Source organism: Bacillus sp. FSL K6-1218 (assembly GCF_038006445.1).
In the GTDB taxonomy this organism is placed as follows: domain Bacteria; phylum Bacillota; class Bacilli; order Bacillales; family Bacillaceae_G; genus Bacillus_A; species Bacillus_A thuringiensis_S.
This window is the reverse complement of the sequence record NZ_JBBOVE010000001.1, coordinates 4,684,971-4,706,641: the sequence shown is the minus strand read 5'-3', so window position 1 is coordinate 4,706,641 and position 21,671 is coordinate 4,684,971. Positions and strand designations below refer to the sequence as shown.

Sequence of the window (21,671 nt, the reverse complement as noted above, 5' to 3'; positions counted from 1 at the left end):
TTTAGTAGAAAGAGTGGTAAGCATGTTAGATTGGATGAAAAAGTTGTTTAACAAAGAGGAAGAACAAACAGCGTTGAATAAAGAAGTACAAAAGCAAATTGAAAGTCAGCCGAAAATTCCTCGTGTAAACCACTACACTGAAGCAAGAGAAGCACAAATGGCAAGTAGGAATGCAGGTAAATGCCGTTTTCCTTTAGTACCGGATAATGGGTTCGATGAAGAGGATGAAAGAGAAGTAGATCGCTTCGAAGAACAACCTGTTCAAGGAGTAACATATGAAGAACCGACTGCTCAAAGAGGAATACAGGTGGAAAGAAGCAGACGACCGTATGTGGAAAAGGTAGTTTCTACATATGAAGAACCGGAAGTACAATATGAACCGGTGCGAGAGGCTGTCGTTAAAAAGGCATCTGCACCTTCGCAAGAGAGTAACCGTAGACCATTTCGTCCAACAGAAATGATTTCGCCAATTTATGGATATAATCGTCCTTCAGTAGAGAAAAAGGTTGAAAAGCAGGAGGAAGTAAAAGAAAGAGAAGATCTTGAAATATCTGTAGAGGGCAAAGCAGTTGTTGATGCATGGTTAGAGAAAAAAGGATATACATTATCAGATTTCTCAGAAGGGCAAGCAACGTCTTCTTCGCCTAGTCATGAATCGGTTGGCCAACAGGATAAAAAGCAAGAAAAATCAGTTGTTGATCAATGGCTAGAGAAAAACGGTTATGAAATCGAACGCCAAGAGCCTTTAGTAGAAGAAAAAGAAGTGATTCAAGGAATGAGTACACCGCAGGAAGTTTCAGCGGATGAATTACTTCATAAAACAGTAGCTGAGCAGATGGAAAGTGCTAAGCTAGAAAAAGATGTAGTGGTGTTAAACGAAAACAATCTACAAGAAGAATTAGTGGCTTCTAAAGTAGAGCACGAGGATACAATATTATCAGAAGAAATTAAACGTAATACAGAAATAAAACAACCTACTATTGAAGTAGAAAAGCAAGCTCCAGAAGAATCAGTGATTGTCAAAGCAGAAGAAAAACTTGAAGAAACAATCATTGTGGAAATACCAGAAGAGCTAGAAGAAGTGGAAGTAATTACAGAAACAGAAGAGCTAGAAGAAGTAGAAGTAATTGCAGAAACAGAAGAGCCAGAAGAAGTAATTGCAGAAACGGAAGAGTCAGAAGAAGTAGAAGTGATTGCAGAAACAGAAGAGCTAGAAGAAGTAGAAGTGATTGCAGAAACGGAAGAGTCAGAAGAAGTAGAAGTGATTGCAGAAACAGAAGAGCTAGAAGAAGTAGAAGTAATTGCAGAAACAGAAGAATCAGAAGAAGTGGAAGTAATCGCAGAAACAGAAGAATCAGAAGAAGTAGAAGTGATTGCAGAAACAGAAGAATCAGAAGAAGTGGAAGTAATTGCAGAAACGGAAGAGTCAGAAGAAGTAGAAGTGATTGCAGAAACGGAAGAGTCAGAAGAAGTAGAAGTAATTGTGGAAACGGAAGAGCTAGAAGAAGTGGAAGTAATTGCGGAAACAGAAGAATCAGAAGAAGTGGAAGTAATTGCAGAAACGGAAGAGTCAGAAGAAGTAGAAGTAATCGCAGAAGCAGAAGAGTCAGAAGAAGTGGAAGTAATTGCGGAAACAGAAGAGCTAGAAGAAGTAGAAGTGATTGCGGAAACAGAAGAGCTAGAAGAAGTAGAAGTGATTGCGGAAACAGAAGAGCTAGAAGAAGTGGAAGTAATTGCGGAAACAGAAGAGCTAGAAGAAGTAGAAGTAATTGCGGAAACGGAAGAGCTAGAAGAAGTGGAAGTAATTGCGGAAACAGAAGAGCTAGAAGAAGTAGAAGTGATCGCAGAAACAAAAGCGCCTGTAGTAGAGACATTTGTAGCACTTGAGGAAATTCAGCAAGAAGATGAAGCGATTGAACAAAAGAGTGAATTCATACATGTAGCTGAGATTGATGAACAGACAAAGAACGACGTTCAAAGTTTTGCGAATATTTTACTTACAGAAACAGAAGAAAATAAACGAGTTGTAGAAGAAGCGCCAGTCGCAGAAGAACAACCAGTTGTAAAAAAAGAAGAACCAAAACGTGAGAAAAAGCGTCATGTACCATTTAATGTTGTTATGTTGAAACAAGATAGAACACGATTAATGGAAAGACATGCAGCTAGAGCAAATGCAATGCAGCATTCTGTTAATGTACGAGTAGAGAATAAGCCAGTGCAACAAGTAGTAGCAGAACCACAAGTGGAAGAACAACCACAAGTGGAAGAACAACCAATGCAGCAGGTGGTAGTAGAATCACAAGTGGAAGAGCAACCAATGCAGCAGGTGGTAGTAGAATCACAAGTGGAAGAGCAACCAATGCAGCAGGTGGTAGTAGAATCACAAGTGGAAGAACAACCAATGCAGCAGGTGGTAGTAGAATCACAAGTGGAAGAGCAATCAGTGCAGCAAGTAGTAGCAGAACCACAAGTGGAAGAGCAACCAATGCAGCAAGTAGTGGTAGAGCAAGTACAAAAGCCAATTTCAAGTACGGAAGTACAAGAGAAAGCATATGTTGTAAATCAAAGAGAGAACGATATGCGAAATGTATTGCACACACCACCGACATACACTGTTCCGCCATTAGCGCTGTTGTCGATTCCACAGCAATCAGCGCTAGATAATACAGAATGGTTAGATGAGCAAAAAGAATTATTAGATACAACGTTTAATAATTTTCATGTTGGAGCACATGTTATTAATGTCTCGCAAGGGCCAGCAGTAACTCGTTTTGAAGTGCAACCAGACCCAGGCGTGAAAGTAAATAAAATTACAAATTTAAGTGATGATATTAAGTTAAGTTTAGCTGCGAAAGATATTCGTATTGAAGCGCCGATTCCAGGGAAGAGTGCAATTGGAATTGAAGTTCCAAATAAAGAAAGTAAGCCAGTATTTCTTCGTGAAATTTTAAGAAGTCCTGTATTCACAAAGAGTGAATCACCGCTTACTGTTGCGCTTGGACTTGATATTTCAGGTGATCCAATTGTAACAGATATTCGAAAAATGCCGCACGGACTTATTGCGGGTGCAACGGGTTCAGGTAAAAGCGTGTGTATTAACGCGATTTTAACGAGTATTTTATATAAAGCGAAACCGCATGAAGTGAAGTTAATGTTAATTGATCCGAAGATGGTTGAGCTTGCACCATACAATTCTGTTCCACATCTTGTAGCACCTGTTATTACGGATGTAAAAGCAGCGACAGCGGCTTTAAAGTGGGCAGTCGAAGAGATGGAACGCCGTTATGAATTGTTTGCGCACGCTGGTGCTCGTGATTTAACTCGTTACAATACGATTGTAAGTGAGCGAGAAATTCCAGGAGAAACATTACCTTATATCGTTATTGTCATTGACGAGTTAGCCGATTTAATGATGGTAGCACCTGGTGATGTTGAGGAAGCGATTTGTCGTATTGCGCAAAAAGCACGTGCTTGTGGTATTCATTTATTAGTAGCGACGCAGCGTCCATCTGTAGATGTTATTACAGGTTTAATTAAGTCAAACATTCCAACGCGTATTGCGTTTACTGTATCATCTCAAGTTGATTCGCGTACGATTATTGATATTGGAGGCGCGGAGAAATTACTTGGCCGTGGTGATATGTTATTTTTAGGGAACGGTACATCTAAGCCAGTTCGTGTACAAGGTGTATATGTATCGGATGATGAGATCGAAAAGACAGTTGATCATGTGAGAAAGCAAATGAAGCCGAATTACTTATTTAAGCAAGAGGATTTATTAGCGAAAACAGAACAGGCTGAGTCGGAAGACGAATTGTTCTTTGAAGCATGTCAATTTGTTGTAGAACAAGGGGGAGCGTCCACATCTTCTGTACAGCGAAAATTCCGCATCGGTTATAATCGCGCGGCACGTCTCATTGAGGAGATGCAATCGCAAGGAATTATTTCTGAAGCAAGAGGGACGAAGCCAAGAGATGTCCTTATTTCTGAGGATGAATTTGCTGCTATGCAGGAAACGAATGTATAGTCCACGGTTTTGCTGTATACTAATAGAAAATGTTGGATAGTAAAGTAGGGAGTAAAGCGACATGAAAGAAATTGAATTAAAATTAAAAGGTGAAATAAATCGACTAACAAATAAAACATTTAAATTTGACGAACGAGTTGGAGAAGGTTGGTTCTCCGCCGTTTACTTTTTAAAAACTAGAGAAATTATTGAAGAATTTCGCCCGAAAAGTGTTGTAACGATGCAATTTTTCCAAAAAGAAAATGCAGTTCTTTGCGGAACAGATGAAGTAATTGCATTGCTACAAACATTCGCTAAAAATCCTGAGGAACTTGAAATTAACTCTTTAAAAGATGGCGATAAAATTAGTCCATTTGAAACAGTGTTAACAATTCATGGTCCTTATGAGAATTTCGGATTTTTAGAAGGTGTTATTGATGGGATTTTAGCTCGTCGTACATCGGTTGCAACAAACGTATATAATGTTGTCCAAGCTGCACGTAGTGTAGATAAAGAAAAACCAGTTATTTTCATGGGAGATCGTGACGACCATTATACACAACAAGCTGGTGACGGTTATGCAGCATACATCGGAGGTATGAGCGCACAAGCGACGCATGCAATGAATGAATGGTGGGGCAGAAGTGGTATGGGAACAATGCCTCACGCATTAATTCAAATGTTTAATGGTGATGTTGTAGAAGCGGCAAAAGCATATCATAAGAAATTCCCAGAAGATGAATTAGTTGTACTAATTGATTACAATAATGATGTTATTACAGATGCACTTCGTGTAGCGCGTGAATTTGGATCAACATTAAAAGGTGTGCGTGTAGATACGTCTCGCACAATGATTGATCAATACTTTATTCGCCACCCAGAAGTACTTGGAACATTTGATCCACGTGGTGTAAATCCATCGCTTGTATTCGCACTTCGCAAGGCGCTTGATGAAGAAGGATTCCAGCATGTAGACATCGTTGTAACTGGTGGATTTGATGAAAAGCGTATTCGTGAATTTGAAGCTCAAAAGGTACCTGTTGACATATACGGGGTAGGGAGTAGCTTGTTAAAAATGAATATAGGCTTTACTGGTGATAATGTAGAATTAAATGGGAAACCAGAAGCAAAAGCTGGTCGTAAATATCGTCCCAACCCACGTTTAGAGCGTGTTCAATTAGAAAAAAGAGAAGAGATGTAAAAGAGAGAAAAACTGATAGGTGATTGACCCTATCAGTTTTTCTGTTATCATAGTATAGCGGCTTCTTTTTTGCTATAATGGACTTGTTATGGACATATAAAGAAGTACGTACGAGTTTATCCTGATAAGTGAAGGGAAAGAATAACTTCACTACATCAAAAATGTATGATGATTACCAAAATAAGAAAAGATTCATATACTGTCTTATAGATAGGCCGTTGTATTAGTTCGAAATGTTGGAGGTTCTTTAAGATGACAGTTTACCATTTTGTAGGAATTAAAGGAACAGGAATGAGTTCATTAGCGCAAATTCTTCATGATATGAAGCATACTGTTCAAGGGTCTGATTATGAAAAGCGTTTCTTTACACAAACAGCGTTGGAAAAGCGTAGTATCTCGATCCTTCCTTTTGATAAGAATAATGTAGAAGAAGGACAAGTGATTATTGCAGGAAATGCATTTCCTGATACGCATGAAGAAATTGTAGCAGCAAAAGAATTAAACATCCCAGTCCATCGTTACCATCACTTCTTAGGTGACCTTATGAACCAATACACAAGTGTTGCTGTAACTGGTGCACATGGAAAAACATCAACAACTGGTTTGTTAGCCCATGTAATGCAAGGTGCACACCCGACATCTTACCTTATTGGAGATGGAACAGGGCATGGGGTAGAAAATAGTAAGTATTTTGTATTTGAAGCTTGTGAGTATCGTCGTCATTTCTTGTCTTACAATCCAGACTATGCAATTATGACGAATATTGATTTTGATCATCCAGATTATTTTGCAGACATCAATGATGTATTCAGTGCATTCCAAGAGATGGCATTGCAAGTGAAAAAAGGCATTATTGCATGTGGAGATGATGAAGAACTTCAAAAAATTCAAGCGAAAGTACCTGTTATTTTCTATGGATTTGGAGAAGATAATGATTTCCAAGCACGTAACATCCAAAAGAGAACAGATGGCACGATATTCGATGTATTCGTTCGTAATACGTACTATGACACGTTCAAAATTACAGGATACGGCAATCACAGCGTATTAAATGCGTTAGCAGTAATCGCGCTTTGTCACTATGAAAACGTTGATGTAGAAGCAGTAAAACATCAATTAACAACTTTTGAAGGCGTAAAACGTCGCTTTAATGAAAAGCCGATGGGAGAGCAAGTAATCATCGATGACTACGCACACCATCCGACAGAAATTAATGCAACGATTGAAGCTGCTCGTCAAAAACATCCAGAGCGTGAAATTGTCGCTGTATTCCAGCCACACACATTCTCACGTACAGAAAAGTTCTTAGATGAGTTCGCAGAAAGCTTAAGTAAAGCTGACCAAGTATACTTATGTGATATTTTCGGATCAGCACGCGAAAACAAAGGTGAATTAACAATCGAAGATCTGCAAAAGCGTATTGACGGTGCAGAACTAATTACAGATACAACAACGGATGTATTAAAGAAACATAAAAACGGCGTTCTAATTTTCATGGGCGCAGGTGACATCCAAAAATTCGAAGCAGCTTACGTAAAAGAAGTTCAAGTTGCAGAGAAATAATAGAAAAGACGCATAGCTGTGGCTGTGCGTCTTTTTTGTTGTGTTCAATTTTTATCCCGCTATTTGCCGGGCAGTGAGACCCCCACCTTAAAATTCAGCGAAAGCAAAGAAGTTAGGTAGGGGTCGTGCTGCCCGTAAAAGCCCGATTGGTGTGGGCTAATAATCAGTGGGGGATGAACAAAATCCCACTGATTAAAGTTTCATTTTATTTATGTATTGACCTAGAGCTAACTCTAGGTTGTAAGATGAAAATGTAAAAACAAGGGGGAGAGAACATGTATAAAATCGGCGAAGTAGCAGAATTAACAGGGATGGGCATTCACACTTTACGCTACTATGAGAAATTAGGTTTATTACCACCACCAACGCGAAATAGCGGTATTCGTCAGTATACAGAAGGTGATGTACGTTTATTAAAATTTTTATATTCATTAAAACAAACTGGGATGTCATTAGAAGAGATGGCTGAATTTGCAAGTGATGGGTGCATTATAGAGGAAATTAGGCAGAAGAAAGAGGAAGTACCAGCGAAAGTAAAAAAGAGAATTTCCATTTTAGCAACTCACTTGGAGCGATTAAAAGAACAGCAGGAACAATTGCAAAAAGTTGTTCAGCTAACGGAGGAGAAGTTAGAAATTTATTACGGTTTTCTAGAAGAAAAAGACTTGGAGGCCGGCAATGAAAAATAAAGTATATGCGCAGTTATTAGGTTTTGCAATATTTACTGGTGGGACATTTAATGCTTCGAAATATGCGGTGCAGTATTTCGAAGCAATTCATATAGCAGCATGGCGTTTTGGGATTGCTGCATTTGTGATGTTATGTTTGTTAAAAATACGAAAAGATTTTGACTTGGAAGTATGGATGCAGAATAGGACCTATTACCTTTTGCTAGGTATTGTTGGTGTATTCGGTTTTAACTTCTTTTTCTTTTCAGGAATGAAATATACAGAAGCTATTGATGGTGCACTTATTATGGCGACAAATCCTCTCGTTACGACGCTGTTAGCAAGTGTCATTTTACGAGAGAAAATAGTGAAGCGCCAAGCAATTGGAATGTTACTTGCACTAATTGGAGTTGTTTTTGTACTTACACAAGGTTCGTTTACAATACTACAACATGTATCATTTTCAAAAGGGGATTTTTATATTTTATTAGGGAATATTTGCTGGGCGTTATACGGCGTGCTAGGCAGAAGGTTTATTAAAACTGGTATTCCAATACAAACGACGACATATACGATGACTATTGGTGCACTTGCCTTTATTATCATATCTTCTACACAAAAAAGTATAGTACCAGTTTTAGAAATTCCTTTGTTTGCATGGGGAGCGATTCTCTTTATGGCAATTGGAATGAGTGTGCTTGGTTACTTATGGTGGAATAATGGAATTGCTCAAATTGGGGCAGCAAGGACATCTTTATTTTTTAATCTAGTGCCTGTTGTTACAATGCTTATTTCTTTTATTGAAGGAGTCAATATAACACCTGCACAATCTGTAGGAATGATATTAGTTGTTACGGGAGTATTGTATTCTTCTGGTTTTATACAAAGAAAATCAAAAGAAAGTGTGAATATTTAACATTTTGCATCCACAAATGTTAGAATAATAAGAAAACTAAAAAGGGGACTAAAAAAATGTTCACACTCCGAGTAGACGACGAAATTGAACTACAATTATTAGAAAAACATCATAAAGAGGAATTATATCAATTATTAGATCAAAACCGTAATCATTTACGAAAATGGCTCCCTTGGGTGGATGGGATGAAATCTGCTGATGCTTATGATGAGATTTTTCCGATGTGGTTAAAGAAATTTGCAGAGGGAGACGGTTTTGAAAGTGGTATACGTTACAAAGGAAAGCTCGTTGGGATGGTGGGTATTCATCCAGTAAGCTGGGGGAAGAGAGCGGCGAGTCTTGGGTATTATCTTGCAGAAGATGCTGGAGGAAAAGGCGTTATGACGCGTAGCGTGAAGGCTGTGCTTCAATATGCATTTGAGAATTTAAAATTAAATAAAATGGAAATCCGATGCGGTGTTGAAAATGTGAAAAGTCGTGCTATTCCAGAGCGTTTAGGGTTTAAGTTAGATGGTATTTTACGAGATGAAGAATGGTTATATGATCATTTCCATGATGTCGCTGTATATAGTTTATTAGCTTCAGAGTGGAAAGAAATTCGATGAACGAGAAGATTCGTATTGTTCCGTATGAAAGTATGTTTCAAGAGGAAGTAGTAGATCTTATCGTTCATATTCAGCAAAAAGAGTATAATGTTCCCATTACGAAAGAAGAACAACCGGATTTACTTCAAATAGAAACATTCTATCAAAAGGATCACGGAAACTTTTGGGTAGCACTTTATGATGGGAAAGTAGTTGGAACAGTAGCTTTATTAGATATTGAGAATCATCAAGTCGCGCTAAGAAAAATGTTCGTACAAAAAGAGTTTCGTGGAAAAGAATGGGGCGCGTCACATATGTTGCTTCAAACAGCAATTTCATGGGCTGAGGATAAAAAGTTGAAAGATATTTATTTAGGAACAACAGTAAAATTTTTAGCGGCACATCGCTTTTATGAAAAGAATGGTTTTCAAAGTGTGAGTATAGATGAGTTGCCGAAAAACTTTCCAGTGTTACAGGTAGATAAGAAATTTTATAGGTACATTGTGAAAAAGGTCATCTAGAAATGGCCTTTTTCTATGAAGCAAAATGGAAATAGTGGTATAATTTGGATTAGGGGGTGTAGGTATGAACTTTCCAATTCAAAGAAGTAAGTCAGTAGTCATTTTCGTTTGTCTTACGTTAGCTTTTATGTGTATATATCCAATTGTCATGCTTTTCACTAATAAAGCGCATTGGATGTCAGCGTTGATTGGGATGGGTTTATGCTTCATTGTAAATGTACCACTTGTTTGGGAGGTATTTATTAAAAAACATAAAATAGAAAATGGCGTATTAAAGTACGGTATTCTAAATGATGATGTTGTATTAAAAGATATAAGAGTTGTTCGTCAAGTTGGAAAGTATCTTGAAATTACGACGAATGCATATAAAGTACATATGGTTGCGATGCCGCAAGATATGGGTGAATTCTTGGCGCTTATCGAGAAAGAAAATCCACATGTGAAAATGGAAATGGTAGGGAAGAAATAAAAAAACGCTCGGATATAATTCCGAGCGTTTTTCATTATTTTAAGTTCTCTGGATTTAAAGCTTCTAGTTCAGGTACAACGAAGCGTCCGTCTTTACGGATTAGTACGTCGTCGAAGTAAATTTCGCCGCCGCCGTATTCAGGGCGTTGGATGCATACTAAGTCCCAATGGATGTTCGAGTTGTTACCGTTCCATGCATCGTCGTAAGCTTGTCCAGGAGTGAAGTGGAAGCTGCCATCGATTTTTTCATCGAATAGGATGTCTCCCATTGGATGTAAGATGTATGGGTTTACGCCGATTGCGAACTCACCAACGTAGCGTGCGCCTTCGTCTGTATCGAAGATTTTGTTAATGCGTTCTGAATCGTTTGCAGTTGCTTCAACGATTTGACCGTTCTCGAACTTAAGTTGTACATTTTCAAATGTATAACCGTTGTAAGGAGATGGTGTGTTGTAAGAAACTGTACCGTTAACAGAATCACGAACTGGTGCAGAGTATACTTCACCGTCTGGAATGTTTAAATGACCTGAGCATTTAATTGCTGGAATGTCTTTAATAGAGAATGTTAAGTCAGTTCCAGGACCAGTTAAACGAACTTTATCTGTTTTATTCATTAATGTAACAAGGCTATCCATCGCCTTATCCATTTTACCGTAGTCTAAGTTACATACTTCGAAGTAGAAGTCTTCGAAAGCTTCTGTACTCATTTTAGCAAGCTGTGCCATAGAAGCATTTGGGTAGCGAAGAACAACCCAACGTGTTTTTGGAACGCGAATGTCTCTATGAACTTTTTTACCAACTGTTTGGCCATGAACTTTCATGCGCTCACTTGGAACGTCAGCTTGTTCATTAATATTATCGCCAGAGCGAAGACCGATATAAGCGTCCATGTCTTTCATTACGCTTGCTTCATATGCAGCGATTTGTTCGAAATGTTCTTCAGTAGCACCCATTAATAAAGAGCGATCTACTTGATGATCTTTTAAAGAGACGAATGGAAAACCACCAGCTGCATATGCTTCTTTTACAAGTGCAGTTACAAGTTCTTTTTGTAAGCCAAAGTTTTCAATTAATACTTTTTCACCTTTTTGTAAGCGGATAGAGTAGTTAATTAAATTGTATGCTAACTTTTCAATACGTGGATCTTTCATATGTAAAGCCTCCCTACTAATTATGTATCCTCTCCTATTGTAACCTACTTAGTGGAATTTGTTGAATGATTTATGTTACAGTTAACGAATAAGTATGAAAATTCTAATGATGAGATAGGGATTAGAATGAAACGGAAAATGATTGTATAATAGGAGAAAGTATGAAAAAGATAAAGGAAGTGATGAAATGCAAGTTCTTTTATATGTAAGTGCGGCTATTATCGCGGTTGCTTTCGCAGTATTAGTTGTGTATGTATGCAGAACGTTGTTATCGGTTCAGAAGACGTTAGAAAACGTTGCAAGCACGTTAGAAGGTTTAGAAAAACAAATGCAAGGAATTAGCGTAGAGACAGAGCAATTATTACATAAAACGAATGCGTTAGCTGATGATATTCAACAGAAGTCACAGTCATTAAATAAAGTGGTAGCGGGTGTAGATGGGATTGGAACGACAATCCAATCTTTAAATACGAAGCTTCGTAATGTATCAGACTCTGTAACGGACGAAATTGAAAATAACGCTGATAAAGTAGCGCAAGTTGTACAGTGGAGCAGTGCGGCGATTGAAGTATACAATCATTACCGTGCGTCGAGACAAGAGAAGAAGGTTGAAAAAGAAGAGCGTAAATTAGAAAGAATTGAGAAAAACGCTGAAAAGAAAGAGAAGCGCTCTAGATTTCGTATGAGAGGTGAATCGTGATGAATATGACAAAGCTTGAAACAATTGAAGAGCTTGAAGTCTTAGTAGAAAAGAATGAGCCGTATGTTCTTTTTAAACATAGTACGACATGCCCGATTAGTCACGGTGCATACACAGAATTTCAAGCGTATTGCAGTGAAGAAAGAGAAGTGCCAGCGTATTACTTATACGTACAAGATGCGAGAGATGTGTCAAATCGTGTTGCAGAACAATACAGTATTAGACATGAATCACCGCAAGTGTTATACATAAAAGATGGGATGGTAGTATGGAATACATCTCATTGGAATATTAAAAAAGATGCTTTAGAAGAGAATATAAAGTAAAAAGAAGCAAGCTAAAGGTGCTTGCTTCTTTTTTTTTGTTTTTGTTGAAATATATTTAGTGGTACACTATTAATAGTTCAAACTAAATAACTAGATTGTTGAAAGTAGGTTTTAAGTAATGAAGAAAATGGCATTATCCTTCGCAGTCGTAAGTTTATTACTGGGAGCTTGTAGTAACAATAGTAATACGATTAGTAAGAAGGATGAAGTTATACAAAAAGATACAAAAGAAAAAAGTATGATTCCGAGAACTGCTGTTTCTAAAGATTATTATAGAACTGTTATTCCTTTAAAAGAACAAAAGGTTATTAATACAGCTAATATAAAAACAAATTCTAAATTGGATTTAGCAGAGTATGAAAATGGTTTAATAAATATTGCAACGCAGCAATTTGATACAGAGAGTCACGTACTGCAATTAAATCAGTATATTCCAGAGAAACTAGTTGATGAACTAGTTGCGAAAGTAGAAGCGCCAGTTTTGACGAATATTATAGAACAAGACTATTTCGGAAAACAGAATTCAAATGAATTAAGTTTATCTGGTGTTATGATTGGCTTAGCTATGTCTTCAAGTGTATCGAATGAAGAAGCTATGTCTAAAGGGTCTGAAGTTGCTAAACAACTTATTGAAGCTATTAACAAAAATGATAAATATAACAAATCTCCAATTACGTTTGCTATCTTTAAGCAAGAAAGTACAAGTTCTTTAAAAAATGGTACGTATATTGCTAGTGCTACTGTTCAAAAGAATGATACGAACCTTGGAAATTGGAGTACAATTGATGAAAAGTCGTATTCATATCCTTCTGATGAATTTACACAAGCACATGGAGAAGATAATACAAAAATAAATAACTTTGCTAAGGAAATAAAAGGTTTTTCTAATGGAGATTTTATTCCAGTCAACGCAAAAGTTTCTTATAAGAAAGATCAAATGGATACATTAAATATGAATATTGTTATTAAATATAACGGTAAAACAGAATTAATGGCTCTTACCCAATTGGCTGCTCAAGGTATGTTAGACAAATTGCCTAAAGATGCGAAAGTACAATTACAGATCAAGTCCGAGAGTAAAATTGAGGCCGTTATTATAAAAGAGAAAAACAGTGATAAACCGTTTGTTTCCTTCTTGTAAAAAAGACAGTATGTAAACTGTCTTTTTTTATTTTAAATGAAAATATAAAATGTTTTTTGATGGTAATTCATTGCTGTATATCGTGTGACAATCGTATATGTATCAACTATAATAAGTTATCTTAAAAAAGTAATATATAGGAATTTGAAAGAGGTGGCTTTCTTATGGCATCACAACAATTAGGTCGTTTACGTTCTGAAATTGATCAACTTAATTTACAAATATTAGAGTTACTAAACGAAAGAGGTCGTCTCGTACAAGAAGTTGGTAATTTAAAAGAAGTATAAGGTGTGAAACGTTTTGATCCTGTACGTGAAAGAAATATGCTGGATTTAATTGCAGAGAATAATAATGGTCCATTTGAAACTTCGACTTTACAACATATTTTCAAACAAATTTTTCAAGTTGGTTTAGAGTTACAAGAAGAGGATCATCGTAAAGCAATACTTGTTTCTCGTAAGAAAAAAACAGAAGATACGATTGTTGAAATTAATAGTGAAAAAATTGGTGACGGAAATCAGCATTTTATTATGGGACCGTGTGCAGTGGAAAGTTATGAACAAGTACGTCAAGTTGCTGAAGCAATGAAAGAGCAACGCGTAATACGCTTGATATTTCCGCTGTACCGATTTTAAAGAAAGAGGCACATTTACCTGTCGTTGTTGATGTAACGCATTCTACAGGGAGACGTGACCTTCTCTTACCAACTGCAAAAGCAGCGATGGCAATTGGTGCAGACGCAATTATGGCTGAAGTAGATTCAGATCCGGCTGTAGCTTTATCAGATGCGGCGCAGCAAATGAATATACCGCAGTTCAATGATTTTATGAATGAATTAAAATCATTTGGAAGTAAATTATAAGAACTTTTAATGAGCTGTTCCAAAAAGGCATTTTGGGACAGCCTTCTCTTATTGTATAGCGACTGTCATTGTCGATTTTTGTTGGGAAGTTGGTATATTAAAAAAATCGCTGATATAATTAGAGTTGTGGTCGATATATTTGGAAAATCGCCGATATATTTCGAGTTACGGTTCATATATTCGAAAAGTCGCCGATATAAATTTCATTTACTATCGTACTGCTTAAAATAAGATTTCTACTTAGGAAATATCTATTTTTTTACAAAAAATGCCCTTTTTTCATAAAAAATACGAAAATACGAGAAAAGAAGCGAATTTTTTCGAAACTTTTGCGGGAAAATATTGTATGAGCCTGCGTTTATATCGTATCATTAGTAAAAGGAAGAACTCGGGACGATTGGTGGCATCTGCAAATAGAGTTGATGTCTTTTTTTCATTCAAGTAACCGATACATAAAAATAGATAACAAAAATAGAAGGAGTGTGCGATGAGATGAACGTAACAATCTATGATGTAGCGCGCGAAGCGAACGTTTCAATGGCTACCGTATCACGCGTTGTGAACGGTAACCCAAATGTAAAGCCTACAACAAGAAAGAAAGTATTAGAAGCAATTGATCGTTTAGGATACCGCCCAAATGCGGTAGCACGTGGACTAGCAAGTAAGAAGACAACTACAGTAGGTGTTATTATTCCTGATATCTCAAATACGTTTTATGCAGAACTTGCACGTGGAATTGAAGATATCGCAACAATGTACAAATATAACATCATTTTAAGTAACTCTGATCAAAACAAAGAGAAAGAGTTCCATCTATTAAATACGATGCTTGGAAAACAAGTGGACGGAATTGTTTTCATGGGTGAAGATATTACAGACCTTCACATTGAAGAATTTAAAAAATCTCCAGTACCAATTGTATTAGCAGCGTCATTTGATGAGCAAAATGAAACGCCATCAGTAAATATTGATTATACACAAGCAGCTTACGATGCAATGAAGCACTTTATCGAGCAAGGACATAAACGTATCGGTTTCGTCTCTGGTCCATTCATTGATAAAGCGGGAAGCGCGAAGAAGTTACAAGGTTATAAAAAAGCTTTAGAAGAAGAAGGTATTTCATATGATGAAAATCTTGTAATCGATGGAGATTACACATATGACTCAGGTATCGAAGCATTCGAAAAGCTTTGGAGCAATGATGAAAAGCCAACAGCAATCTTCGTGTCTTCTGATGAAATGGCACTAGGTGTAATCCATGCAGCACAAGACGCTGGATTAAACGTACCAACTGATGTAGAAGTACTTGGTTTCGATAATACACGCCTTGCATTAATGGTTCGTCCGCAGCTTTCAACAGTTGTACAACCAATGTATGATATCGGTGCAGTAGCAATGCGTCTATTAACAAAGTATATGAACAAAGAAAAAGTGGAAGATCACACTGTTATCTTACCTCACCGTATCCAATTTAGAGATTCAACGAAGTAAGTATAAAAAAGCTCACAGCGATTGCTGTGAGCTTTTATTTGTATTCAGGATAATATTTTTCAATTACTGTATCTACAGTTTCATTTTTCTTAACGTGTAAAAATCTTGCGTACAATTCTTTTCCAGTTTCAAATGGCGTATCGTCTAATTCAAACACATGTAACACTTTTCGGAACGTCCATGTGATTTGCTCATCATACATATTATCGTATGTGTGCTCCGATTGTATAGCTATCTTTTCACCTAGTTCATGAGCTTCTTCTAAACTGTTTGCTTTAACAAGAATAATACTTTCTTCAAAAAGTATATCGTGATTCTCTTCATAATGCTCATCCATTTTCGTAGGATGAGGCTCACCAGAATGAACAGACTCAAACAATAATTTTACAGCGTACATATTATGCTGCATGTTTCACTTTATAAATAATACTTGCGATAAGCGAAGCAGGTATTGTAAATACGTTACTTTGATAATGGTAATGTACTTGGGATTCTTCATAAGACATGTTGTCATATAGTTCGTTTTGTGAGACACTCATTTTTTTCTGTTTTTCTTTGAGCATTTTAATGTAGTTGTATTGTATTGGGACGAGAATGATGAAATAAGCTAATACGATTAGTGAAATCCAAATCATTATGAACACTCCCTTACAAAGAATATTTATATATGGTAATTATATCAATTTATATGAAAAATATCCATTTTTTTATATGAATTGATTCTTTTTTTAAATGAAAAAAATTCTTCTTGGTTTCGTAAATCATGTTCAAGGCATGTTTATGCATTGCGTTTAAAACTTTGTATTAACTGTTCTAATCTAGAAGGATCATATTGTTTCACGTTGTTGGCAATAATACTTGCATCTTTGTCTAAGTCAACTGTAATATAATCGAATCGCTCTACTTGTTTAAAAACTTTATAATATTATATTAGAATTTATTTATTAAAAGACTTCTCTATAGATTTTATTATTCCGTGTTATATGTCACATAAGTGCAAATTTAACTATTATAGGGCAATGTCATGTATAATAGAAAGAAAAGGCTTGTGAGGGGGGAAAAGAGATGATCGTTCTTTGGATAATTACGCTTTGTATGACTGCTATTTTTGCATATATGACGTTAAAACAAAATGGTTTAAAGCGATTTGTTCCAGGAAGTATTCTTGCAGGAATTGCCCTTATCACGTATGTAATTTCTATTTTTATTGAAAGTGTATCAGTAGATATGAGCACAAGTTTAATGTTTATTGGTATTACACTATTTGCAGGTAGCATTATGGTACTTATGGTTGCTGGTATTATTTTATTTATTCATATGAATTCGGAAACGTTATAGCATATAGAAAAGGCATGTCCCGAGGGACATGCCTTTTTATCCGTTCAATTATGCTCTATCTTTAGAAGAATTTTGTTGTTTTAATAAGTCGCGAATTTCGCCAAGAAGAACTTCTTCTTTTGTTGGTTCTGGAATTTCTTCCTCTTTTTCGTCTTCTTTTTTAGATGTTAGTTTGTTGAAAACTTTAACAAACATAAAGATAGAAGCTGCGATAATTAAGAAATCAAAAATTGTTTGGATGAAGTTACCATACATAACAGCTGATTTACCGTATCCAAAGTGCAAATCTGTAAAGTTAACGCCACCTAATACCATACCAAGTAATGGTGTAATAATGTCTTTTACTAAAGAACTAACGATTTTACCGAATGCAGCACCGATTACAACCCCGACAGCTAAATCAACGACATTCCCTTTGAAAGCGAACTTTTTAAACTCGTTCCACATGTGTCAATCCCATCCTTTCCACGATTCATTATGAAATTTATAATTCCTATCAACATATTCTATAGAAATTTACGAGAGAAATAAAGGGGAAATGGGAATGAAAGTAAATTCTGAAAAATGTATCCGTTTTAATTTTTGTTTACATCATCTAGTAAAGATTGTAGCATTTGCTGCGTTTTTAATCCTTCTAATCCATCTACAACAGGCTTTGTATCTCCGTGTACACATTCAATAAAATGATGAACAGCATCTTCAAAACCACGTTGTTTTAACGTCGTATCCCATGATGGAGAACCGCTTTGTGAAACTGAGTTTTCCTGTTCAATTTCAAATGTATTCATATTTTTTACGCGAATGATTTTCCCTGGCGTTACAAGTTCAATTTGTTCTAAATTTGTACCGGCATGGCGATGCATTGCAGTAGAAAGTAACAGTCCACTTGGAGTTGTATATGTATGATGTCCGTAAAGAAGTTCATTCTTTTCATTGATTTGCATCATATTGTGAACGACGTTAAGGTCATCATTAGCGAACCAGCGAGCAGTATCTACAATGTGTAAATAATCATCTAACATAGTGAAGTCGTACGTATATGGCCCGACTTTATTTGTGCGATGCTTTTCAATTCGAATCCATGAAATATCATGAGCCTGTTCTTTGGCAGCGACATACATAGGAACGAATCTGCGATTAAATCCGACCATTAACTTTCGGTTATACTTCTCGCTCAACTCGACTAGTTGCTCAGCTTGTTCCACAGTAGCTGCTAACGGCTTATCAACATAAACGTCGATTCCTTTTTTCAAAAGCTCAGAAACGATTTCATAATGCGATGCAGTTGAACTATGAACGAAGATTGCATCACATTCCGAAGCTAACGTTTCAATAGAATGAAAGTCTTGAATTCGGTATTGCTGGCAAACTTGTTTTCTTTTCTCTGCGTTAGGTGTAAACGCCCCGACAAAGTTCCAATCTGTTTCTTTTGTAAGTGTTGGAAGATAGGCCTTTTGCGCAATGCTACCAAGTCCAATCATCCCAATTTTAGGTTTATTCATATGTATTCCCACCCTATTAATATTGATGTAACGGCTTAAATGTAGCATAGGATGGGGGAGGAAGGCAAAGATAAGCTTTTTACTTATTCCCTTCTAACAAAATCTTCTCTATCTCTGCAAAATTATGAGCGCGAGCATGCTCTAACGGGGTAACACCATCATTATCTGGAATATTTACATCTGCACCGTGCTCAATAAGAAGGCGAATGACTTGTTGCTGTGTTTCGTTTCCGTTACTTAGTACGATGGCTTCCATTAAAGCTGTCCATCCTAGGTTATTTACATGATTTACATCAATATTTGTTCGAGTGAGGATTTCTTTTATAACGTCAATATAGCCATGTTCTGAGGCTGGGATAAGAGCTGTTCCGCCGTAACGATTTGTAATCGTAGGATCTGCACCAGCATCAATTGTTAGCTTTAAAATGTCTAAGTAACCTTCCGCACCGGCGTATAGAAAGGGATTGTTTTTCATGTCATCTTGGATATTTACGTCAGCACCAGCTTCGATAAGTGCCTTTGCAGTTTTTATATCATTTTTGTATGTAGCAATCATAAGAGAGGTACGTCCTTGATTATCCGTCGCATTTATATTTGCACCTTGTTTTAGTAAAGATATAACAGTATTCGTTTCATTTTTTTCAGTAGCTGCTAGTAGTGCAGTCTCCATGTTTGTCATCTCCTTTTTTACTTCTTGTTCTTGCGAGCATCCGTGTAAAAAAATTACGCAACATATCATACTGAATGTTTTTTTGAACATGGAATTTCAACCTCCTAATTTCAACTGTAAAATAGGAACATTAAATTTTTATAAACTGACGCTAAAATTACTATAAAATCGCTTGAGTATTTGAACATATATTTTTATGCTTATGAATATGAAGGATGGGTAAAGTGAAACTTTAATCAGTGGGGGGCATCCCCACTGATTATTAGCTCACACCAATCGGGCATTAACGGGCAGTTTTACTACCTGTTAATGCGGAATAAAGTGAGGATGTAAATTATGTCTATTAAAACAAGGTTTTTATTTTCTTATATTGCTGTCATTCTTGTTTCTATTACGCTCATATTAGTCGCGGGATTTTTAATTGTTTTTTCAATAACAGGTGATTTGGAAGCAGTGAAAAATTTCTATAAAAGTTCTTACATTCAAAAGCCGCTTACACCAGAAGAAGAAAATGCCTATCTTGAATTAAAATTAGCGGCAAAGCAACATCAATCTCAATTATTAGATGAATCGTTCGTTTCATCAATTGAAAAAGAAGGTGTGAAAATAATTGTAAGAAAGGGAGAAAACATTTCTTATGCTAATAAGGGATTTGAAAGTTCGACTTTAACAGAAGCCCTTCCGAAATTTGAAGCGGCAAATATTAATAGTCGTGGTACAACCGAACTAGGCGATACATTTTATCGATATGTAAAATTTGATTTTTATTTTCCCGAGAAAGAAGAAGGGAGTATATTTGTACTAAAAAAGCAAAGTTCATTTGTAGATCTTACACAAAAGTTATTTCCAATCTTATTCGTATCGCTTTTACTACTAGCCATTTTACTCATTGGATTATTAAGTTACCTCGTTTCAAGAAGTGTAATAAAACCAATTTTTGTATTGAAAGGCGCAACGGAGAAAATTAAAGAAGGAAATTTAGATTTTCAAATACCAATTACATCACACGACGAAATAGGGCAATTAAATCAAGGGTTTGAGGAAATGAGGAAGAGATTAAAAGAATCGATAGAGATGCAAACACAGTATGAAGAAAATCGAAAAGAGCTTATTTCAAACATCTCTCATGACTTAAAAACACCGATTACATCAATTATAGGATATGTAGAAGGAATAAAGGACGGGGTAGCAAATACGCCAGAAAAAATGGATAAGTATTTAACAACTATCCATACGAAGGCAAAACATATGGACACACTCATTGATGAACTATTTTTATTTTCGAAGCTCGATTTGAATCGAGTTCCATTCCAGTTTGAAACAGTTGAATTAAATACGTTTATGCAAGAATTAATAGAAGAGATGCAAATGGATTTAAGTAAAGAAGGTATAGAAGTTAACTTACAATTACATGCATCAACACTATATGTAACGGCCGATTGTGAAAAGATAAATAGAGTGATATCAAATTTAATTCATAATAGTGTGAAATACATGGATAAAGAAGAGAAGAAAATTACTGTAACAGTATCGAGTGATAATAATAAAATTATTGTGAAAGTGATGGACAACGGATCAGGTATAGAAGCTGATACATTGCCGTATATCTTTGAACGTTTTTATCGTGCAGAGCAATCGCGGAATTCTAGCACAGGTGGAAGTGGACTTGGTTTAGCAATAGCGAAGCAAATTGTTGAAGAACATGGCGGGGAAATTTGGGCGGAAAGCGAGCTTGGTAAAGGCACAAGCATTTTCTTCTCATTGGAAAAAGTAGAGGAATGTGGTGAGTAAATTGAAAAGAATTTTATTAATAGAAGATGAAGTAAGTATTGCAGAATTACAGCGAGATTATTTAGAAATTAATGATTTCCAAGTTGATGTAGAGCATTCAGGAGAAATAGGTTTACAAACAGCTCTGCAAGAAGACTATGATTTAATTATTTTAGATATTATGCTTCCGAAAATGAACGGATTCGAAATTTGTAAACAAATACGTGCTGTAAAAGATATTCCGATTCTACTTGTTTCAGCAAAAAAAGAAGATATAGATAAAATTCGCGGACTCGGATTAGGAGCGGATGATTATATAACGAAACCGTTTAGTCCAAGCGAATTAGTCGCAAGAGTAAAAGCGCATATTGCTCGTTATGAAAGATTATTAGGAAATGTAAATAAGCAACGTGATACGCTATACATTCACGGAATTTCTATCGATCAACGAGCGAGGAAAGTTTTTATAAACAATGAAGAAGTGGCATTTACAACGAAGGAATTTGATTTATTAACATTCTTTGTCACACATCCAAACCAAGTATTAAATAAAGAACAGTTATTTGAACGCATTTGGGGATTAGATTCCGCTGGTGATTTAGCCACTGTTGTCGTTCATGTTAGAAAGTTACGTGAAAAAATCGAAAGAGACCCTGCCCACCCGCAATATATTGAAACAGTGTGGGGAGCTGGTTATCGTTTTAATGTGTAGGGAACCTGCCGAGTTATTGGTAGGTTTTTTATATGTTATTTGAACGAAAGGAGAGAATAGGAAATTTATGTTAAAATGTAA

21 protein-coding genes and 1 pseudogene are annotated in these 21,671 nt (G+C 36.2%); 16 read left to right on the top strand and 6 right to left on the bottom strand.

The window, feature by feature from the left end:
• The first annotated feature begins 22 nt into the window (after positions 1-22).
• From MHI26_RS24050 to MHI26_RS24015, 8 genes are all read left to right on the top strand, one after another.
• Positions 23-4,027 carry a DNA translocase FtsK gene (locus tag MHI26_RS24050; protein ID WP_330548181.1) on the top strand — a complete coding sequence of 1,335 codons (4,005 nt, stop codon included), beginning with the start codon at positions 23-25 and terminating at the stop codon, positions 4,025-4,027.
• Between the two features lie 61 nt (positions 4,028-4,088).
• Positions 4,089-5,207 (top strand): nicotinate phosphoribosyltransferase, encoded by a 1,119-nt coding sequence (locus MHI26_RS24045; RefSeq protein WP_000658373.1) that lies wholly within the window; start codon positions 4,089-4,091, stop codon positions 5,205-5,207.
• A 252-nt stretch (positions 5,208-5,459) separates the two neighbouring features.
• Positions 5,460-6,770: a UDP-N-acetylmuramate--L-alanine ligase gene (gene murC, locus MHI26_RS24040; protein WP_000219467.1), complete on the top strand. Its 1,311-nt coding sequence runs from the start codon at positions 5,460-5,462 to the stop codon at positions 6,768-6,770.
• Between the two features lie 275 nt (positions 6,771-7,045).
• Positions 7,046-7,459, top strand: coding sequence for a MerR family transcriptional regulator (locus MHI26_RS24035; RefSeq protein ID WP_000276600.1), 414 nt, complete (start codon positions 7,046-7,048; stop codon positions 7,457-7,459).
• Positions 7,449-8,354 carry a DMT family transporter gene (locus tag MHI26_RS24030; protein WP_061666042.1) on the top strand — a complete coding sequence of 302 codons (906 nt, stop codon included), beginning with the start codon at positions 7,449-7,451 and terminating at the stop codon, positions 8,352-8,354. The genes MHI26_RS24035 and MHI26_RS24030 overlap by 11 nt, the downstream gene beginning before the upstream one ends.
• A gap of 56 nt (positions 8,355-8,410) precedes the next feature.
• The gene (locus MHI26_RS24025) at positions 8,411-8,959 is read left to right on the top strand and encodes a GNAT family N-acetyltransferase (RefSeq protein WP_061666043.1); all 549 of its coding nucleotides are present in this window, start codon (positions 8,411-8,413) and stop codon (positions 8,957-8,959) included.
• Positions 8,956-9,459: a GNAT family N-acetyltransferase gene (locus MHI26_RS24020; protein WP_061666044.1), complete on the top strand. Its 504-nt coding sequence runs from the start codon at positions 8,956-8,958 to the stop codon at positions 9,457-9,459. The genes MHI26_RS24025 and MHI26_RS24020 overlap by 4 nt, the downstream gene beginning before the upstream one ends.
• A gap of 64 nt (positions 9,460-9,523) precedes the next feature.
• Positions 9,524-9,928, top strand: coding sequence for a PH domain-containing protein (locus MHI26_RS24015; protein ID WP_001010621.1), 405 nt, complete (start codon positions 9,524-9,526; stop codon positions 9,926-9,928).
• Between the two features lie 34 nt (positions 9,929-9,962).
• On the opposite strand, the gene MHI26_RS24010 is transcribed toward MHI26_RS24015, so the two are convergent.
• Entirely contained in the window at positions 9,963-11,078 is a 1,116-nt protein-coding gene (locus MHI26_RS24010; RefSeq protein WP_000654729.1) for an aminopeptidase, read from the bottom strand.
• A 187-nt stretch (positions 11,079-11,265) separates the two neighbouring features.
• Here MHI26_RS24010 and MHI26_RS24005 point away from each other — a divergent pair, with 187 nt between their 5' ends.
• The 5 genes and pseudogenes from MHI26_RS24005 to ccpA all read left to right on the top strand — a co-directional run bounded on the left by MHI26_RS24005 (position 11,266) and on the right by ccpA (position 15,598).
• Positions 11,266-11,778, top strand: coding sequence for a DUF948 domain-containing protein (locus tag MHI26_RS24005; protein WP_001197721.1), 513 nt, complete (start codon positions 11,266-11,268; stop codon positions 11,776-11,778).
• On the top strand, positions 11,778-12,104 hold the full coding sequence (ytxJ, locus tag MHI26_RS24000; protein ID WP_001057469.1) for a bacillithiol system redox-active protein YtxJ: 327 nt from the start codon (positions 11,778-11,780) through the stop codon (positions 12,102-12,104). Before MHI26_RS24005 ends, ytxJ begins: the two co-directional genes overlap by 1 nt.
• Positions 12,105-12,222: 118 nt before the next feature.
• Complete coding sequence (locus MHI26_RS23995) at positions 12,223-13,245, top strand: CamS family sex pheromone protein (protein ID WP_000738028.1); 1,023 nt, start codon at positions 12,223-12,225, stop codon at positions 13,243-13,245.
• A 164-nt stretch (positions 13,246-13,409) separates the two neighbouring features.
• Positions 13,410-14,107: pseudogene (gene aroA / locus MHI26_RS31630) on the top strand (chorismate mutase).
• Positions 14,108-14,599: 492 nt separating this feature from the next.
• Complete coding sequence (gene ccpA / locus MHI26_RS23975) at positions 14,600-15,598, top strand: catabolite control protein A (protein ID WP_001103313.1); 999 nt, start codon at positions 14,600-14,602, stop codon at positions 15,596-15,598.
• Between the two features lie 34 nt (positions 15,599-15,632).
• On the opposite strand, the gene MHI26_RS23970 is transcribed toward ccpA, so the two are convergent.
• Positions 15,633-15,995: a DUF4288 domain-containing protein gene (locus tag MHI26_RS23970; RefSeq protein ID WP_061666072.1), complete on the bottom strand. Its 363-nt coding sequence runs from the start codon at positions 15,993-15,995 to the stop codon at positions 15,633-15,635.
• Between the two features lies 1 nt (position 15,996).
• Positions 15,997-16,233: a DUF3949 domain-containing protein gene (locus MHI26_RS23965; RefSeq protein ID WP_000637901.1), complete on the bottom strand. Its 237-nt coding sequence runs from the start codon at positions 16,231-16,233 to the stop codon at positions 15,997-15,999.
• Between the two features lie 430 nt (positions 16,234-16,663).
• Between MHI26_RS23965 and MHI26_RS23960 the strand changes: the two genes are divergently transcribed.
• Positions 16,664-16,936 carry a DUF3917 domain-containing protein gene (locus MHI26_RS23960; protein ID WP_000636589.1) on the top strand — a complete coding sequence of 91 codons (273 nt, stop codon included), beginning with the start codon at positions 16,664-16,666 and terminating at the stop codon, positions 16,934-16,936.
• A gap of 48 nt (positions 16,937-16,984) precedes the next feature.
• Here the strand turns inward: MHI26_RS23960 and mscL are convergent, their stop codons facing one another.
• The 3 genes from mscL to MHI26_RS23945 all read right to left on the bottom strand — a co-directional run bounded on the left by mscL (position 16,985) and on the right by MHI26_RS23945 (position 19,198).
• Positions 16,985-17,383 carry a large conductance mechanosensitive channel protein MscL gene (gene mscL, locus MHI26_RS23955; RefSeq protein WP_000267016.1) on the bottom strand — a complete coding sequence of 133 codons (399 nt, stop codon included), beginning with the start codon at positions 17,381-17,383 and terminating at the stop codon, positions 16,985-16,987.
• Between the two features lie 128 nt (positions 17,384-17,511).
• Positions 17,512-18,438: a Gfo/Idh/MocA family protein gene (locus MHI26_RS23950; protein ID WP_001039702.1), complete on the bottom strand. Its 927-nt coding sequence runs from the start codon at positions 18,436-18,438 to the stop codon at positions 17,512-17,514.
• Positions 18,439-18,517: 79 nt separating this feature from the next.
• Complete coding sequence (locus tag MHI26_RS23945) at positions 18,518-19,198, bottom strand: ankyrin repeat domain-containing protein (protein ID WP_061666045.1); 681 nt, start codon at positions 19,196-19,198, stop codon at positions 18,518-18,520.
• Positions 19,199-19,444: 246 nt separating this feature from the next.
• On the opposite strand from MHI26_RS23945, the gene MHI26_RS23940 reads away from it, so the two are divergent.
• On the top strand, positions 19,445-20,899 hold the full coding sequence (locus MHI26_RS23940; protein ID WP_061666046.1) for a sensor histidine kinase: 1,455 nt from the start codon (positions 19,445-19,447) through the stop codon (positions 20,897-20,899).
• A 1-nt stretch (position 20,900) separates the two neighbouring features.
• The gene (locus MHI26_RS23935) at positions 20,901-21,590 is read left to right on the top strand and encodes a response regulator transcription factor (RefSeq protein ID WP_061666073.1); all 690 of its coding nucleotides are present in this window, start codon (positions 20,901-20,903) and stop codon (positions 21,588-21,590) included.
• Positions 21,591-21,671 lie beyond the last annotated feature (81 nt).